Annotated in this window: 7 protein-coding genes, 1 tRNA gene and 1 rRNA gene; 2 read left to right on the top strand and 7 right to left on the bottom strand. The window is 33.8% G+C overall.

Annotated elements, in window-relative coordinates:
- Positions 1 to 87: 87 nt before the first annotated feature.
- From JM80_RS07140 to JM80_RS07130, 3 genes are all read right to left on the bottom strand, one after another.
- Positions 88 to 161: transfer RNA gene (locus JM80_RS07140), tRNA-Ile, on the bottom strand.
- 114 nt (positions 162 to 275) lie between these two features.
- Positions 276 to 1,795 (bottom strand): 16S ribosomal RNA (locus JM80_RS07135).
- Between the two features lie 686 nt (positions 1,796 to 2,481).
- Positions 2,482 to 4,455, bottom strand: a complete 1,974-nt coding sequence (locus JM80_RS07130; protein WP_013620244.1) for a putative porin — start codon at positions 4,453 to 4,455, stop codon at positions 2,482 to 2,484.
- Between the two features lie 280 nt (positions 4,456 to 4,735).
- Between JM80_RS07130 and JM80_RS07125 the strand changes: the two genes are divergently transcribed.
- Positions 4,736 to 8,998: a thrombospondin type 3 repeat-containing protein gene (locus tag JM80_RS07125; RefSeq protein ID WP_144709593.1), complete on the top strand. Its 4,263-nt coding sequence runs from the start codon at positions 4,736 to 4,738 to the stop codon at positions 8,996 to 8,998.
- Between the two features lies 1 nt (position 8,999).
- The gene (locus tag JM80_RS07120) at positions 9,000 to 9,704 is read left to right on the top strand and encodes a hypothetical protein (RefSeq protein ID WP_144709592.1); all 705 of its coding nucleotides are present in this window, start codon (positions 9,000 to 9,002) and stop codon (positions 9,702 to 9,704) included.
- 150 nt (positions 9,705 to 9,854) lie between these two features.
- Here JM80_RS07120 and JM80_RS07115 read toward each other — a convergent pair whose 3' ends face one another.
- From JM80_RS07115 to JM80_RS07100, 4 genes are all read right to left on the bottom strand, one after another.
- Positions 9,855 to 11,384, bottom strand: coding sequence for a RagB/SusD family nutrient uptake outer membrane protein (locus JM80_RS07115; protein WP_186439761.1), 1,530 nt, complete (start codon positions 11,382 to 11,384; stop codon positions 9,855 to 9,857).
- Between the two features lie 10 nt (positions 11,385 to 11,394).
- Positions 11,395 to 14,583: a TonB-dependent receptor gene (locus JM80_RS07110; RefSeq protein WP_144709590.1), complete on the bottom strand. Its 3,189-nt coding sequence runs from the start codon at positions 14,581 to 14,583 to the stop codon at positions 11,395 to 11,397.
- Positions 14,584 to 15,111: 528 nt separating this feature from the next.
- Positions 15,112 to 16,626: a RagB/SusD family nutrient uptake outer membrane protein gene (locus tag JM80_RS07105; protein ID WP_038504803.1), complete on the bottom strand. Its 1,515-nt coding sequence runs from the start codon at positions 16,624 to 16,626 to the stop codon at positions 15,112 to 15,114.
- A 4-nt stretch (positions 16,627 to 16,630) separates the two neighbouring features.
- Positions 16,631 to 19,894: a SusC/RagA family TonB-linked outer membrane protein gene (locus tag JM80_RS07100; protein ID WP_144709589.1), complete on the bottom strand. Its 3,264-nt coding sequence runs from the start codon at positions 19,892 to 19,894 to the stop codon at positions 16,631 to 16,633.
- Between the last annotated feature and the right edge of the window lie 302 nt (positions 19,895 to 20,196).

Genomic DNA, 20,196 nt, shown 5'->3' with positions numbered 1-20,196 from the left:
CTCAATACAACCAAACTAAAACAACTATAGCCTCTTGTTTTACCTTGACTACTTTTGTAACACTTACTCTTGATAAGCTTTACTTAGTAGTCCCAGGCAGACTCGAACTGCCGACCTCTACATTATCAGTGTAGCGCTCTAACCAGCTGAGCTATGGGACTCAATCTTAGTTGTTGTATCTTAATATTTTGAAGTGACAGCGAAAAAAGAAAATAAATCTAGATAAACTAAATTCTTACTACATAAACTAATATGTAACGGTCGTCTTTCTCTAGAAAGGAGGTGTTCCAGCCGCACCTTCCGGTACGGCTACCTTGTTACGACTTAGCCCTAGTTACCAGTTTTACCCTAGGTCGCTCCTTGCGGTGACGAACTTCAGGTACCCCCAGCTTCCATGGCTTGACGGGCGGTGTGTACAAGGCCCGGGAACGTATTCACCGGATCATGGCTGATATCCGATTACTAGCGATTCCAGCTTCACGGAGTCGAGTTGCAGACTCCGATCCGAACTGTGATAGGTTTTATAGATTCGCTCCTTATCGCTAAGTGGCTGCTCTCTGTACCTACCATTGTAGCACGTGTGTGGCCCAGGACGTAAGGGCCGTGATGATTTGACGTCATCCCCACCTTCCTCACGGTTTGCACCGGCAGTCTTGCTAGAGTCCCCACCATAATGTGCTGGTAACTAACAACAGGGGTTGCGCTCGTTATAGGACTTAACCTGACACCTCACGGCACGAGCTGACGACAACCATGCAGCACCTTGTAAATTGCCCGAAGGAAAGTCTATCTCTAAACCTGTCAATCTACATTTAAGCCCTGGTAAGGTTCCTCGCGTATCATCGAATTAAACCACATGCTCCACCGCTTGTGCGGGCCCCCGTCAATTCCTTTGAGTTTCATTCTTGCGAACGTACTCCCCAGGTGGGATACTTATCACTTTCGCTTGGCCGCTCAGATCGAAATCCAAACAGCTAGTATCCATCGTTTACGGCGTGGACTACCAGGGTATCTAATCCTGTTCGCTACCCACGCTTTCGTCCATCAGCGTCAATCAATTGTTAGTGATCTGCCTTCGCAATCGGTATTCTATGTAATATCTATGCATTTCACCGCTACACTACATATTCTAACCACTTCACAATAATTCAAGACCATCAGTATCAAAGGCAATTCTACAGTTGAGCTGCAAACTTTCACCCCTGACTTAACAGCCCGCCTACGGACCCTTTAAACCCAATAATTCCGGATAACGCTCGGACCCTCCGTATTACCGCGGCTGCTGGCACGGAGTTAGCCGGTCCTTATTCTTACAGTACCGTCACCAGACTACACGTAGTCCTTATTCTTCCTGTATAAAAGCAGTTTACAATCCATAGGACCGTCTTCCTGCACGCGGCATGGCTGGATCAGAGTCTCCTCCATTGTCCAATATTCCTCACTGCTGCCTCCCGTAGGAGTCTGGTCCGTGTCTCAGTACCAGTGTGGGGGATCCCCCTCTCAGGGCCCCTACCCATCGTAGTCTTGGTAAGCCGTTACCTTACCAACAAACTAATGGGACGCATACTCATCTTACACCGTAAACTTTATTATTTAAATGATGCCATAAAAATAAACTATAAGGTGTTAATCCAAATTTCTCTGGGCTATCCCTTAGTGTAAGGCAGATTGTATACGCGTTACGCACCCGTGCGCCGGTCGTCAGCAAGAGCAAGCTCCTCTGTTACCCCTCGACTTGCATGTGTTAAGCCTGCCGCTAGCGTTCATCCTGAGCCAGGATCAAACTCTTCATCGTTGTTTTGTAAATATTCTTAACAACCTAAAATCGTCCTAAACTAAACTCATTCTCTTTTTTTAATCCAATAATACTACAAGTAGCATTATTTTGCTGTCTCTTCAATATGTCAAATGAACTTTTAATTCTTGCAGAAATACTAGACTCGAACTAGTTGATTTTTAATAACAAATCATTCCAAAATTCCTTATCGCTTTACCCTCTCTGAAAGCGGTTGCAAATGTAAAACGTTTTTTTAAACTGACAAAATAAAAATTTAATTTATTTTACTGTTAGTTTCGCTTTAACAACCCTAGCAAATTGGGAATGCAAAAATAGTATTTTTAATTGCTACAAAACAAGCTTTTAGTTACTTATTTTTTAACCTTTATATTATACTAATTTTACAACTGAATCAATGAACTTTGCTAACTTTACAACTGCTTGTTTCTCCGTTAGCGGCTGCAAATATACTCCCATTTTTAAACACCACAAGGCTTTTTTGATTCTTTTTTTAAAGTATTTTTATTTTATGCTTTAGAACCCTATTTTTCAAGCACTTAAAACAACACACTTTTAACCTATTTTTTACCAAGCCTAAGCTTATTATTAAAAACTAGCCTAAAACAATATTACTTTACCGCCACAAAGGCGAGTGTAGGGTTAAAGAATAAAAGCTATTATACTATAACGTACAGTTATAAATATTAAGAAAAGAAGTTCCATACCAAACCAAAACGTATTACAAAGTCACGATAAGGGTAGTTAGGTGCGGAATAAAAGTCATAGCCTGTAAAGGATGAGTTAAAATGTTCTGCCTTTAAATATATCCTTGTTTGTTTTACTTTTCCGTTTATAAAAAAGTCTAACATAGGATATGCCCCGAGTTTTTGTTGGTTTTGTACGTAAAACTCACCCAAAGCTGGGTTATAGGCATTCATATTATAAGCTGTAAAATATTTAAATGTAACCCCTGTTTGAATAAACATTGCTTTTTTAAACACATCTTTAGAGAAATAAAGCGTATTTCTAGTTACAAATTCTGGTAAATTTAATACGGAGTTAGATTGTGATACATTTTGATACATTATTGTATTATCTAATGCCCAGCGACCAAATTTAAATTCTTTGCTGTACTTTACTTTTAAATATCCAACAGAAGCACTTTCTTGAAACGGTTTTATATATGCGTTTTCTTGACCATTATTAATCTGCTCTTCTGTAGCCGTAGATTTAAAATAAGTATAGTTATCTATGTTTGTATACTTAGCAGATAATGTTCCGTATGGCTTGGAGCTATACTGAAAATTTAAACTGTTTATATTTTGTTTGTCAAAACTTGCCGTATTTTGCCAGTTGTAATTTTGATAATTACTTTGGTAAAGCAAGAAATTAAAATTAGGCATTTTAGACTCATTATGTAAACTTGCCTTAAATTTATGTTTGTCCTTATATATATAGGTAGCTTCTGCATTTAAAAAACTACCTCCTAAATCTCCTGATACATTATAAGCAGCTTCTCCTTTTAAATTAAATTCTCCTATTTTTTTGCTGTAAGCAGCACCTAAAGATATTTCCGTTCCTCTTAACTGATTATCTATTGTACCTGTTGGAGTAATTAATAAACTTTTAAAAAAGTAGTTATAATTATAAATACCTACAAAGCCTTTTAGCTCACCTAATAATTTGTTAGAAAACGTAGTGTTTAATTGATTGTAGGTTGTTTGCAAATGAGCTTTATCATTTGTCTCATCTAAAAAGGTATCTCCAAAATAATCATATTGGTTATCTTGATTGAATTTAGAGAATTTTGTTTCATAACTAAACTGATGTCCAACCGCTATTGATGTAGCTATAATACTGCTTGTAGAATCTTCATCTTTTTTGATTAACTTATATTGCTGATCTAAAAAATATCTTTTTCCTAAAACAATACTTTCTGCATCAATAAAAGCAACGTCTAACCTATCTCTTGTGGTAAATTCATCATCTCCGGTTTCAAACTGAGTATCACCGTCTGTTAAACCTCCATTTTCTTGATAAGTTACATCTTGCGCAGCAATATGTGCTAACAATTGATATCTGTTATTTTTAGATGTATAATTAGATGTTACGGTAAAGTTACCAGACTCTGCCTGATCATAATTATACTTCCCTAAAGACCTAAACCCTTTATATCCTAAAGATATATTTAGCTGAGGAGACATATTAAATGTTAGCATAGCATCTAACAATTGCCCTTGTGCCATTGTTGTTTTAAACATTAACTCTGTTAAAGGCGTTGGCACATTGTAATACTTAATTTGGTTTACACTCCAATAATTATCTGTTAATGCAGATGTACTTAAAGAAGGATACATTGATTCACTATCAAAATCTACCCCTAACCTATTTGATGGTTTTCCAATGTTTGCAAATGGCATAAGCTCAAACCCATCTCTTCTCAGATAATTATACTTATATTCTTTTTGTATGGTTAGTGTCGTATCTAAAAAGGTTGTATCTTTTTTTATAGTAAATATTTTATACTCTTCTACACTTGGTTTTTCTTCTTCACCTTTAGCTAAAACCTTACCTGGTTTTTCTTCTCCTTTAGAACCTAAATCTTTTTTAGTTGATATTGGATTTTGCGCAAAGGCAACTGATCCCCAAAGTAAAAATACAAATACAATATATCTCATTTATAAAAAAATATAAGCAAAGGTAATTTTTTACATTTAAATATCTGTGAAAGTTTTGTTACGTTTTACAGACCAACCACTATATAACAAGGTTGCAATAAAAAATTAACAAGTGTACACCACATAAATAAATTACATATTTTAAGATTTACTTAACAAAATAGTGCTATTTTCTTGTGTTTACTACTATTAATTAAGATATTTAGCACTTTTCTTTTGCTAAAACGTTAAATAAAACCAAAAAAAACACTTTTAAACTTAACTACCAAACAAACTAAAAATGACAAAAAAACTACTTGTGCTATTTTTATTGAGCTGCTCCTTTTCATTTGCTCAATTTAATGAAGCCGCCCCTTGGATGAAAGATCTAAGAAAAAATAAGGCTAACTCAGCTGCAAAAAATAGTAATTACAATAGCACTATAGAAGATTTAAGGTCTTCATTTGACGATTATTGGAAAACCAGAAATAAAAATGAAAAAGGTAGTGGATATAAACCTTTTATGAGGTGGCAAAATTATTGGAGTTACTACCAAAACAGTAACGGATACATACCAACCTCAAAAGAAATTTATGATGCCTGGAAATCTAAAAACAATACCTCGGGCAAAGTAAACCCAACTAGTAATTGGACGTCTGTAGGACCATCTACAAGTAATGTGTTTGCTGGCAGATTACCCGGCAACGGGAGAATTAATGCTATTACAGTAGATCCTAATAACGAAAATATCTGGTATGCAGGCGCACCAGCTGGCGGTATTTGGAAATCTACAAATGCTGGAGCAAGTTGGACAAACCTTTTTTCTAATTTTCTACAAATTGGTGTATCTGGTATTGCAGTAGACCCAAACAACTCTAACATTATTTATATTTCTACCGGAGATGATGATGCTGCAGACTCATACAGTATTGGAGTTTTTAAGTCTACAGACGGCGGAAATACTTGGAATGAAACAGGTTTAAACACTAGTACAATAACATCTGGAATATCATTTTTAACTAATGAAATTACCATAGACCCTACAAATAGCAATATTGTTTGGGTAGCATCTAATAACGGATTATATAAAACTATAGATGGTGGTGTAACGTGGGTAAATACATTACAAGAAAACATTACCGATTTTAAACTTAAACCAAACGATAGTAACACCGTTTATGCGGTAGATTTTAACAGCTTTTACAAATCTACAGATGGTGGTACAACATTTAACACTATTACCAGTAATTTACCAACAAGCTCTGGCAGGATGGTTTTAGGTGTTACACCCGCTAATGAAAATTTTGTATATGTGTTAAGTGCAAATACAGACTATACATTTCAAGGCATTTACAAATCTACAAATAGCGGAACAACTTTTACAAAAACATCTAACACTACAGACATTTTGGAGTCTAACCAAGCTTGGTTTGATTTAGCCTTAGAAGTATCTACAACAGATGAAAACACCTTATTTACCGGTTGTCTAAATGTATGGAGAAGCACAAATGGAGGCAATAGCTTTGGAAAACTAAATAATTGGGGCATTAATAATAGTGCTTATACCCACGCAGATATACATACCTTAAAAATGTTTAACTCTAAGCTTTTTTGTGGTAGTGATGGAGGCTTGTATGTTTCTGAGAATAATGGAACAACATTTACAGATGTAACTAACGGAATGTCTATTGGGCAATTTTACAGAATATCTGTTGCAGAAGATGATTCTGCTAAAATGATTGGTGGTTTACAAGATAATGGTGGAAACGTTTTTAACAACAACCAATGGAATAATTACCACGGTGGAGACGGTATGGATAATGTAATAGACCCTAACAATAATAATCTAATATATGGTTTTACTCAAAATGGAGGATCTCTAAACATTTCATCTAATTCTGGCGAAAACATTGCTCAATTAGGTCCGCCTAAAAACGCTGATGATGAAGACATAGATGGTAATTGGATTACCCCACTTGCTATTAATAAAAGAGGGGAAGTTTTTGCTGGTTTTGATGCCATTTATAAATTAGAAGGCATCAATTGGGTAAAAATTAGCACATCTGTAGGGTTTGGAAAAATTGAAGATTTAGAAACAGATCCTATTAATGCCGATGTAATTTATGCCGTTAACAATAATGTTATTTATAAAAGTGAAGATAACGGAGTAAACTTTACTTCTTATATCTCTTTACCCGGTAACATATCAGATGTAACAGTTAACAATTTAGATAGCTCTATACTTTACGCTACTACATCTAACAGAGTAGGCATAGCATTATCTGGACAACCATTTAACCGTGGAGTTTATAAAATTACAACAGATGGCACAGATGTTACTTTAGAAGATATTACTTTAAATTTACCTACAGACCAAGCTTATTTTAGCATTGCTCACCAAGGTTTACACCAAGACAACCCTATTTTTGTAGGTACAAGTTTAGGTGTTTACAGGTTAGATGATACACTTACTGAATGGGAAGAGTACGACACAAACTTGCCAAACGTAGCTATAGGCGATATTGATATTAATACAACAGATAATATTATTACAGCTGCTACATACGGAAGAGGTGTTTGGCAATCCCCATTGCCAATTAAAGATCCTGATAATGATGTTAGCTTAATATCCATATCACCAGCCATAAACTCAGTTCTTTGTGGTGAAATTACACCTGTAGCAACTATTAAAAATAACGGAACCAATACTATAACAGAAGTTACGTTTGCCTACGGATTAAACAATACAAATTTAAGCTTTATATGGACCGGGTCTTTAGATTTTGAAGAAACTGCCACAATAAGTTTACCTAACATAGGTACTACAGATTTTGGCAAGGTTACTTTACAAATAACTGCAACAATAACAAATGACACTTTTAACACAAACAACTCTAAAAACAGCACATTATATATAAACAGAGACGGAAATGCTAATATTGTAAATACGTTTGATAGTGATGAAGAATCCTTATTAACCTATAATGAGTCTGGCGACACACCTCTTTGGGAAAAGGGAGTTCCTAATGGTTTGGTTTTAAATACTGCCAGCTCTGGAGCTAATGTTTATGCTACTAACTTAGATGGTGATCACCCAAATAACACTAAAGCGTACTTAATTAGTAATTGCTACAATATAGCCAGTATAGCAAATCCTATTTTAAAGTTTAAAATGGCTTATGAGTTAGAGGAAAATTGGGATGTTGTTTATGTAGAATACTCTACAAACCAAGGTATAGATTGGAATGTTTTGGGCAACATTAATAGCCAACCAAACTGGTACAACAGCGACAGAACAAATGCAATATCTGGTGTTGCTGACGATTGCCAAAATTGCCCTGGAAAACAATGGACAGGTACCAATGCAACCCTAACAGAATATAGCTACAACTTTAATACAAATGCAGCGTTAGGGGAGCCAAATTTAAGCTTAGAAGAAAGTATTATTTTCAGAATAGTTTTTCATTCAGACCCAGGTGTATCAGAAGAAGGTGTTGTTATAGATGATTTTGTTTTAGAAGGTGAACTAGATGATGACGATGATGACAATGATGGCATTTTAGATGTAGACGACAACTGCCCTACTATTGCCAACGCAGACCAACTAGATACCGATGGTGATGGCATAGGAGATGTATGTGATACTGATGATGATAACGATGGTATTTTAGATGTAGATGATAATTGCGTTTTAATTGCCAACCCAGACCAAGCAGATTTAGATAACGACAACATTGGCGATGTTTGTGATAACGACAATGATAATGATGGTGTTATTGATAGTTTAGACTTGTGCCCTGCAACTCCAGAAAATACTATTGTTGACATAAATGGATGCGAAATCTTCTCACTACCTTCTTCTAACTTTAGAATAAAAACAACAGCAGAAAGTTGTATTTCTAGCAACAATGGAGCTATAGATATTACAGCAGAAATAGCACTAAATTATACAGCTACAATAAGTGGCAATGTAAATGAATCTAAAACATTTACCAATGAAGTATCTTTTAATGATTTGGCCTTAGGTAACTACACTATTTGTATTACTGTTGAAGGACAACCAGAATATCAAAATTGTTTTACAGTATCTATTTCAGAACCAGAACCACTAGCTGTATCAACTGCGGTAAACTCTGTTTCTAATAGTGTAACATTTAATTTAACTGGAGGTAAAGTCTATAACATCAACATAAATAATAAAACATATACTACCACCAAAAATGAAATTACCCTCCCATTAGATAAAATAGAAAATAAAATAAGTATAAAAACTGATAAAGACTGCCAAGGAATTTATGAAGAACGAATTATTTCTAGCACCGATATTTTTATTTATCCTAATCCTATTAAAGGAGGAGATTTAACTATAGAGTTAAACAAACCAAATGTAACACAAGTAGAACTTGCTTTATACACCATAAACGGCACCAGAGTTTACAAAAAAGACCATAAAACCAATAATGGCGCTTTACAATTTAATGTAGACTCCTTAGCAAGAGGCATTTATGTACTAAACATAAAAACACAGCATACCATACTTACCTATAAAATAATAAGAAAATAAAATGAAAACAATATATAAACTTACTTGTATTAGTGCTTTAATGCTAGCGTCTTGTGGCGGTGGCGGTGATGATGGTGGTGCAGATACTCCAGAACCAATTGCAGCACCAAAATCAACCACTTTAGTTTTTCCTGAAAACAACACAGAATGTAATGAAGGAACAATAGTTAGTAACAGGCAAAGCTCTGTAGAGTTTAGCTGGAGTGATGCCGTTGATACAGATAGCTATGAGATAAATATTAAAAATTTAAACACTGGCAACAGCATAACAAAAACAGTTACAACTACCTCTGAAGCGGTAATTATAGATCGGGGTACACCTTATGAATGGTTTGTAATATCTAAAGCATCTGGCACAACAGAAACTGCAACCAGTGCTATATGGAAATTTTACAACCAAGGTATTGGCAGAGAAAATTACGCTCCTTTTCCTGCAGACGCAATTAATCCTGCTAGAGGATCAACTATTGCTACAACTAATGAAGTATCATTAAAATGGTCTGGTGAAGATGTAGATGATGATATAGTTGATTATGAAATATTATTTGGAACGGATGACACACCAACTACAAGTATAGGAGTAACTACAGAAACTACTATGAACACAAATGTTACAACTAATACTATTTATTATTGGAGAGTAATTACTAAAGACAGTGAAAACAATACTTCTACCTCTGAAATATTTGAGTTTAAAGTAGAATAAAAAACTTTAACATTATAGCACACAAAAAAAGCTCTTAGAAATAAACCTAAGAGCTTTTTTATATGTTGACTAAAACAAATTAAAAGCCCAAATACCAGAGTTGATAATCTGGGCTAGTTTTTAAAATCAATGTTAATACTATTTGTATTATTATTGATTTTGATCTGCTGGCGTAATAGCATCGTTTAAATTAATTTCAGTTTCTGGAATCTGAAAAGTAAAACGAGCATCACCTGCAGGAATATTAAAGAAAGATGAAGGACTATTAGGATGTGTTGTACCTTCAAAATCACGAACAAGACCAACATTCCATCTCTTCATATCCAATAAACCAAAACCTTCTCCCCAAAGTTCTATACGTCTATGCAGTTTAATTTCTTCCATTAAACTACTACCTGAATTTGTAGAACGTGTGTATGCATTATCTCTAGTAGAAACTAAATCAAATAATTCTTGTGCCGCTCCTGCATCATCACCGCTAGATGCCTTAGCTTCTGCAATAATTAAGTACATTTCTGCAACTCTCATATATACGTAATCTGCTTCAAAAAACGTATCATCGTAAAACTTATAATTATAAATTTGTCCCTCTTTAGGCTGATCTATAAAACCGTTATCTGGTCCAAACCAATTGCTACGCACATCTGTAGAAGCTACTGCATTATACAACCTAACATCTACAGTTCTGTGGTGCCCTAATTGTCCTGTATAACCTGGTGTTACACCAATAGCACTTTTTTGCACAGGTGAATACGATTGCATTTGTGCAAAAAACGAAGCATAAATAGATGACGTATCTCCATTAATATCTGCTCCCCACAACCACTCTGGATTAGATATATATTGGAAACCATCTAACAATTGATCTGCTGCTAAAGAACCTGCCGATTTTGCTATTTCTGCAAATTGTATTGCTTTTGTATAATCTTTAGACAATAAGTAAAAACGAGCTAAATAACCTGCTGCAATGTTTTGATTAATTACAGTTTTATCTGGTCTAGAAAATCCTTCAAGACCATCATAACCTTCTTTTAAATCAGACTCTATTTGATCATAAACATCTTGTACAGTTAATCTACCAAAACCAGGCCCATTAACTAAATCTGCTGTAGGGTCTATAATTGGCACACCAGCATCAGACATTGCAGGGTTTCCTTTTTGATAAATTTGTATTAATTGCAAATATGCCAATCCTCTTACCACTTTAGATCTAGATAAAACATAAGTTAAATCTTGCGTTAAAACAGATTCATCTAAACCACCTATAAGTGTAATTGTTTGGTTGGCACCTTTAATTATCTCATAGTAATAATCCCAAATTGTGTTGGTTTCTGTACCAGATTCTTGAGTTCTACCAATGTATTTGTACAAATCATCATACCACCAACCATTGTTAGAATCTATCATATCATTAGACATAATATCCATCATTAAATCTATAGATTTTTGTCCGTAATCATTATGGTTTCCACCAGAACCAGCTACGTTAAATGTACGCATGTTATTAATTGTACCTGTATCAAAAGAACTTGCAGTAGACAACAAAGCTTCTGGTGATTCTTCAGCTAATTCTGAAATAGTTTCGTCTGTAACTATGTTTTCCAAATCAGACTCTAAATAATCATCACTACAGCTAGCTGATATTGCCAACATTGTAGCTATTACTAATATTTTTTTCATTTTTTTACTTTTAAAAATTAACATTTAAACCTAACGTAAACGTTTTTAATGTTGCGTATCTAACAGAGTTGTTACCTCCGGTTACACTTGCTCTAGGATCAAAACCTTGAACATCTGATGCTGTCCATAAAGCTAAGTTGTTACCTAAACCATAAATTCTAACTTTGCTTAAACCTATTTTATTTGAAACCTCTTGTGGTAAAGTGTACCCTATAGACACATCATTAAGACTAATAAAATCTGATTTTTGTAAAAACAAATCAGACACACTATAATTTCTAGTCCCATCTATAACTCTAGGCAACTGAGCGTCTGTATTATCATACGTCCAAGACTTATTAAAATCTCTGTGGAAATTTTCTCCAATACCGCCTCCAAAGCCATCATTATAAATAGCATCATAAGCATAACCTCCAAATTGGTATGAAAGTGCAAAACTAAAATCTAAGTTTTTATAAGTAAGCGATGATGTAAAACCACCGTTAACATCTGGCAAGGCAGATTTTCCCAAACTAGTTTCTGACGCTACAGAGTAATCTTCAGTTTGGTTATTAACAATTGGTGTTGTACCGTCTGCCTCAAACTCGCTAGAAGTATACCAAATAGCATTACCATTTTCTGGGTTAACCCCTACAAAATCTCTAATGTAATAATCAAAAGCACTACTACCTTTTTCCCATCTATATACAGTACCTGGATCTATAAATTCTCTTCCAGGAGCAAGTTTAGTTATCTCGTTTTTATAATGAGTTGCATTTAAATTTACGGTCCAGTTTAAATTTTGATTTCTAATAATATCATAAGAAATACTTGCCTCAAAACCTACGTTCTGCATATCCATTACATTTTCTGGAATAGAAGGCAAACCAGAAGAGTTAGGTAAAGGCCTGTTAAATATTAAATCTGTTATTTTACGTTCAAAATATTCAGATTCAATTCTCACTCTATTATCAAACATATTAAGTTCAAAACCAACATTAAAATTGGTAGATGTCTCCCATTTTAAATCTCTGTTACCTAAAACTGTTTTATTTAAATTAAACTCTTCACCATCTGTAGTTACATCCCACTGATCTAAATAAGGAGCATAATTTCTAACAGCAGTATTGTCTGGGTAACCAACATAGTCATTACCCTGCTGACCAATACTAGATTTAAGTTTAAGCTCAGAAATCCAGTTTACATTATCCATAAAAGATTCTTTAGAAACTCTCCAAGCTAAACCAGCACCCCAAAAATTACCCCATCTATTTTCATCGGCAAAAACAGAAGAACCATCTCTACGGAAACTACCATTTATATAATATTTGTTATCAAAATCATACAACATTCTAGCAAAGAAACCTTCTAAAAGGTACTCTGTTGGACCTCCTGTAACATTACCTGCTCCATCATTCTCTGCAAATAAACTAGCAGAAATATCATTAGAGATAAACTGATTTTTTTTGTTTGCATCTAAGAATTTAAAATTGTAGTCTGAATTTTCATGACCTAACAAAATATCTAAGTTGTGATCTTCTCCTATTGTTTTTTTCCAACCTAATAATTGTTGATTGGTATAAGTTGTACCTCTACCAAATTGCTCAGACAATCTACCATTTACATCTGCAGGAGATGCACTACCTACAATTTTATTGGTATAATTGGTAGTGTTATAAAAGGCAAGATCTAAACCAAAATTATACGTAAATGTAAAGTCTTTTAAGAATTTGATTTCTGCAAATGCTCTAGATGTTAAATTATCTCTTACAGATTTATTTACATTTAGTGTTTGTAGAGCGTGCGGATTAGAAAAACCATTAAATGGTCTACCTGCAGTTGCATTTGGAGATGTAACATCTGCCCAATCCCAAAGTGGATTTCCTTTATCATCTAAAACTGTTTCACCTGTAGCATGATCTACAGCAAAAACAGGATAAATAGGCGCTATATTTCTAACCCAAGCAAAATTACCTGTAATATTATTAGTTAAAGTTCCTGTTTGCTCTCTGTTAGCATAATTAGCAGACATTCCCAATTTAATGTTATCACTCACTTGAGAGTTTACATTCATATTTAAGGTTAACCTTTTAAAGCCGGTATTAATGTTATACCCTGTATTATCTTCATTACCTACAGAGAAAAAGTATTTAGCTTTTTCAGTACCTCCGGCTATACTTGCGTATAAAGACTGTATACCACTACCGTTATTAAACAACTCATCTTCCCAATCTGATGTCCATAACTGGTTACCAGATCTTAATTTACCCGTTGTAGGGTCTACAACAGTTGTTCTATCGCCTCCAAAAGGATTATAAACCAAGCCTTGTGCTCCATCAAATAAATTTGCAGATGCGTTTATGCCGGCTGTTGCCTCATCTGTACCATTCTCTACAATATCGTTACTTTTTAGCATTTTATGGTAAGCCTCTAAATACTCACCTGCACCATCCATAACATCATAGTCTTTAACTGCTCTACTAGTAAAGCTAGTTCTAACATCTAAGTTTACACTTACTTTACCAGCTTTACCTTTTTTTGTAGTTACAATAATAACACCATTAGCACCTCTATTTCCATACAAAGCAGCAGCTGCAGCATCTTTTAAAAATGAAATAGACTCAATATCATTAGGGTTTAATGATGTAATAGACTCGTTATAAGGAACACCGTCTACAACATATAAAGGCGCAGAAGATCCGTTTAAAGATCCAATACCTCTAAACCTAACTGTAGGCGCAGTACCTGGTTGGCCAGAATTTGAAAAAATTTGAACACCAGAAACTTTCCCCGTTAAACCTGTTACAGCATTACCAGAAGCAACCTTAGTTATTTCTTCAGATTTAATTTCTGCTATTGATCCCGTTAGAGATTCTTTCTTTTGAGTACCATAAGCAGTTACCACAACTTCCTCTAATGCCTCTGCATCTTCTTCCATTTGAAGATTAATTGTGCTTGAAGCACCAACGGTTCTTTGTGTAGTTTTTTGACCAATGTAACTGTAACGCAAAACCTGACCTACTTTTGCATTTATGGTATAGTTACCGTCAAAGTCTGACTGTGTACCTGTTGTTGTACCGACAACTAACACAGAAACACCAGGTAAAGGCAAACCATTTTGATCTGTCACATTACCTGTAATTGTTTTCTCTTGCGCATAAGAGAAACTCATTAACATCACCAGTAAGGGTGTTAAAATCCAAGTTACTTTTTTTCTCATTTAATTTAGTTTTGAGTTAGCTTTAGCTTTCCTTTAACTATTTGCATACACCTTAAAAAATACTATTAACATTTTTTTAGCATTTTTAGATTTATAACAAGTGATTAAACTGGGCTAAAAATTATTTAATAAAAAAATAGATACTTAGTAAATTCAGTGTCCTACAAAGAATTAGTACTACCCAAAAAACTTTTATAAATAAGAAAACAGCAACTTAAAAAGTATCTATAAAGCACTTTGTCGTATTAAAACTTTGTTAATTACAGAATTTTTTAAAAAAAGTTGCTTTTTATTAATTAAAAATCACTATAACGAGCTATTTCTTATCATATTCGTATTTTTCAGACGCAAAAAAAGAAGAAATTTAATTCTACATAGTAAGATAATTAACTGTTAATTTAACACGTACAAATGTTCATTAAAAACATAACTCACTGAACAAAAGGTATTATGGTTAGAGAAAAAAAGACAAAAAAAACCGCCAAGAGCAATTGCTCTTGGCGGTTAAATAAAATAAATATTTAAATGTTAATTCTGAGAATTAATATTTGGATTAAATAAAATCTCTTCTTGAGGAATTTCATAAGTTAAACGCTCATCATCATGACTAAAAGAATCTCCTGAAAAGTCTAACCAGTTAGACCCTCTAGTTCTAGTTTCACGTCTTCTCTTCATTATAAAATAAGATTGTCCTTCGGCAAATAACTCTAAACGCGCTTGTAAAGCAGCTTCCTCTGCTAAAGCAGCACCAGATAAACCATCAATATAAGAACTGTCATCTAATCTTAAATCTAATAAAGCTTTTAAACTAGTTCTTGCAGCTGCATCATTACCATTTTCTGCCGCAGCCTCTGCGTGTAATAAATACATTTCTGCTATTCTCATATAATGAGAATCTGAATCTATATTAGATTGCGGGCCAGAAAAGGCTGCAAAACCATTAAGCTCTGCTCCCTTATAGTAAAATTTACCAGAAGGTTGTAAACTTGCAGAAAACTGATTTAATCTAATATCATCATCTCTAAAATTAGCATGTAAATCTGCATCCATTCCTTTAGAATTACCTACGGCAGCATAACTATAACTGTACACGTCCATAAAACCCCACCAAGAAAATAAAGATGCTAAACCTTGACCTGTTGGTGTAATATCAATACCCCACATAATACCAGGAATAGAGTTAATATCATTAAAACCACCTACTGCACCACTTTCATCTGGCAATAAAGCAACTTCATCTGCAGTCATGATTGGATAATTACCAGAGTTGACTACTAATGCAGCATACTCTTCAGTTTTAGGCCAGTTATTTAATGCTCCGTAAGTTTTTGCTAATAAACCTCTAACAATATCTTGGTTAATTTCAATTTTATCTTCTCTAACAAAACCTTCTAACAAAGTTTCTGCATCTGTTAAATCTTTAATAACCAGATCAAAAACCTCTTGCAAAGTAGATTTTGGCTGATCTATATCTTCTGCACTAGTATAGATAGGAAGTACTTCTTGAGACATATTTGTAATATCATTTACAAAAACATGCGCTAAAAAGAAATAAGCATACCCTCTAAGAGCTTTTGCTTGACCAACTGTATATCTAAGGTTTTCCGTTTCTGGCACTACATCATTACCACCTGCACCATCTATAACTAAATTAGATAAGTTAATAATTCTAAAAAGAAATCTCCATGGTCTGTAATTGTAATCTGAATCTGGATCTACCGTGGCTGTTAACTCAGAAATTTGTGTTTGTCTATTATAACTCTTACCTAAATGAGCCATATCTGCAGAAAACATATCCAACTGAATATACTGTGTTGTAATACCAAAATCTTCCTGACTACCAGTACCACCACTACCTCTACGGTATAAGTTTTCATAAATACCTAATAATGTAGCTTTAGAAACATCTGGATTAATTTTAGAAGCCTCACTCACTTGTTCTTGAGATAAGGTTTCTGTTGGATATACCTCCAAAAAGTCTTCACTACATGAGCTCATAAATAATAAAGCTCCTGCATAAATTATTTTATTTATTGTTTTCATACTATTATAATTTTAAATTAACACCTAAAACAACTGTAGATAATGGATTATATCTGTAAATACTAGATCCACCAGTTATAGATGTAGATGGATTAAATCCTTGTCTCTTTGAGAAAAATGCAAGGTTATCACCTGTAATATAAAAGTCCAATTTTTTTAGACCTATTTGCTCACTAATGTCGTTAGGTAATGTATATCCTAATCTAACATTATTTAAAGCTAAATAATCAGACTTTACTAAGAACCTTGTAGATGTAGCATTTTGCTGAATTTGAAATCTTGCATCTTGCCTTGGTATATCTGTAACATCACCAGGTTGCATCCAACGATCTCTAATATCTACGTGGAAGTTATTAGTACCTGCATAATCGTTATCCATTAAGTTTGCGTAAGCAGTATCATATGCATAACCACCTAAAGAATAATTAAACAAAGTACTTAAAGTAAAGTTACCGTAAGAAGCATTTAATCTAAATGAACCTGTTATATCTGGAATAGCTGTTTTATTGATAAACTTATCTGCAGCTTCAGAATATACCTCAGTGATATCTTGAACTATTGTAGCATCAGGATTATCATTCATATATGATGTTAAATTAGTAATGATTTCGTCTCCTGTTCCAAAAACACCATCACCATCTAAGTCATTAAAACTACGCTCCCATTGAGCTGCACCAGTGTCTACATTAACACCTGCGTAAACTGGCATATAGTAATCATATAATGAACGACCAACTGTACGAGCATAATTTCCACTAACATCAAGTTTTTGTTGTTCACCTGTTGCAGGATCAATAGGCATTGCCTGTAATTCATTTTTAAAAGTAGAACCATTAATTCCAAATGATAAATTGAATTTATCATTGTCCACTATTTTAAAATCTAAATCAAATTCTACACCTGAATTTAATAATTCACCGTCATTAACTGATATTAAAGCATAACCTACTGAAGGGCCAACTCTTCTGTCAAAAAACATATCTGTAGTAGACTTTCTATATGCTTCAATAGAACCATCAACAAAACCACCAAGTTCAAACTCTACACCAACGTTAAATTGGTTAGAACTTTCCCATGTAAGATCTGGATTACCTTTTGTAGCAAAAGCTAAAGAAATATTATCATTTAAGTTGTTAACAGAATATAAATTGTAACCAGGATAGTAGTTATTAGCTGTACCATTTAACACACCAGAATTACCTAGAACACCGTAACTAGCCTTTAACTTTAAAAAGTCTACAAACTTAGAGCCAGACATAAAATCTTCTTGAGACATTACCCATGCACCACCAACAGAATAAAAATTACCCCATTTTTCATTTACAAATCTTGAAGAAGCATCTCTGTTAAAAGTAGCATTTAAAAAGTATTTACTAGAAAAATCTAAAGTAGCATTAGCTATGTAACTTTCTGTTCTTTCATCTCTAGTAAAACCATCACTAGGTGCATTTACAACACCATTAGAAATATCTGTTCCGAAAGGAGTAACTAATTTAGAACGCTCTGCCTCTAAATAATTGAACTCATAAGCAGTTGCTACGTGAGATACAAAAGCTGATAAATTTGTTGCGCCAAAAGATTTGTTATATCTAAGTCCTGTCCTAATTGTATAGTTTTTAGTTTCAGATCTAGATCTGTTAATTACACCACCTTGACCTTTAGAAGGACTATAAAATGGTTCATTTAAAAGAATATCATCACTCATAAAATACTGATACGAGAAGTTATTATCTAAAGTTAAACCTTCTACTAATGTAATTTTTAAGTCATTTGTGAAGTTTACTGAGTTGTCTTTAGACCTACTAATATTAATTTGAGAATCTGCAACACCGTTTGTAGCAAAACCAAAACCACGACCATCTTCTAAACCATAATCATATAAGAAACCACCATAAATTGGATCTTCAATTTTAGCTCCGTTTGCATCTCTTGTAAACAAAGGGTATATTGAAGGTAAATTATCTATCCACCAAAATTGAGAAGAAGAAGAACTACCTGTACCATTATTGTTTGTTTCACTTTGTGCATAATTTAAAGATGTATTCATTTTTATGAAATCTCTAAACTTATTTGTTGCAGAAATACGAGCATTTAATCTTTGGTAATCTGTGTTACTTGCATAACCTTGATCATCAATAAAACCAACTGATGTATAAACTGAAGAATTTTCACCAGTATTAGCTAATGATATATTACCTTCTATTCTGTTAGCACTTTGAAAAGCAAAATCTTCCCAATCTTCTGGCGTATATCTTCTAGTTACTCCTGGTCTAACCATTCCTGTAGCAGGATCTATTAATTCAGAAACACCTTGAGCACCGCTATCACTAACATTCCACATATTATAAACTGGAGAAATATCTGAAACATCTGCATTATCACCTTCAAATAAATTTGCATTTGCATAATCTATAGCTGCAATTTCATCTCCGTTATTTTCTAACAAACCTCTTTGGTAAGTTCCTTCCCAGGCTATACCAATGTATTCCTCTGGAGACTCAATAGTTTCATACCTACCTATACCCTGAAAGTTAGCTCCAGTTTTAATAGATATATTAATTTCATTACCAGTATCAGATCCTCTTTTAGTGGTAATTACAATAACCCCATTAGCTCCTCTAGCACCATAAAGTGAAGTAGCTGAAGCGTCTTTAAGAACTGTAACTGATTTAATATCATTTGGATTGATATCATTTAAGCTACCTCTAAATGGAGCGTCATCTACTATATATAAAGGATTTTGGCTACCATTTACAGATCCAAAACCTCTAATTCTTACTGTAGATGTACTACCTGGTTGACCAGAAGTATTAAATACTGAAACACCTGCTGCTTCACCAGCTAAAGCTTGAGAAACGTTAGTAAAAGATTTTTGAGAAATGTTCTCTCCTGCAACTACTTTTGCAGATCCTGCAAAAGAAGTTTTTGATACGTTACCAAAACCTGTAACTACTACTTCGTCTAAAGATTCAGCATCTTCATCCATTTGCACATTTATAGTTGAGCTAGCACCAACTTTCCTGTCTGTATTTTTTTGACCAATATAACTGTAACGTAATACTTGTCCAACTTTTGCGCTGATGGTGTAGTTTCCATCAAAATCTGTTTCTGTCCCTGTAGACGTCCCTACAATTAAGACAGTAACACCTGGTAACGGAAGACCATCCTGATCTGTAACGTTACCTGTAATTGTTTTCTCTTGTGCATAAGAGAAACTCATAAATAACACCAACAAGGGTGTTAAAATCCAAGTTACTTTTGTTCTCATTTATTTTGATTTTTGAGTTAGTTACAGCAAAAATCTTAAATTTAAGTTAAAGAAACAAACAATAATTGTTAATTAAATTAACAAAGAACTACGTTAAAGTGTACAATTAAAGTAATTACTCACACATATGTTATTCTAAACACAACAAGTGTTAACCGCATTAAAACACAAATTATTAAGTAAAATACTACTTGTTAACAATTAAAAAAAAAGAAAATAATACAAGTGAAAAACATAAAAACTAATTACTAAAAGAGTAATTATAGAGAGAAAACACCCTTTAAAAGCAACATTATATAAGG

Source organism: Cellulophaga sp. RHA_52 (assembly GCF_007827205.1).
GTDB lineage: Bacteria > Bacteroidota > Bacteroidia > Flavobacteriales > Flavobacteriaceae > Cellulophaga > Cellulophaga lytica.
The sequence above is the reverse complement of the archived record's forward strand: the minus strand, read 5'-3'. Positions and strand labels throughout refer to the sequence as shown.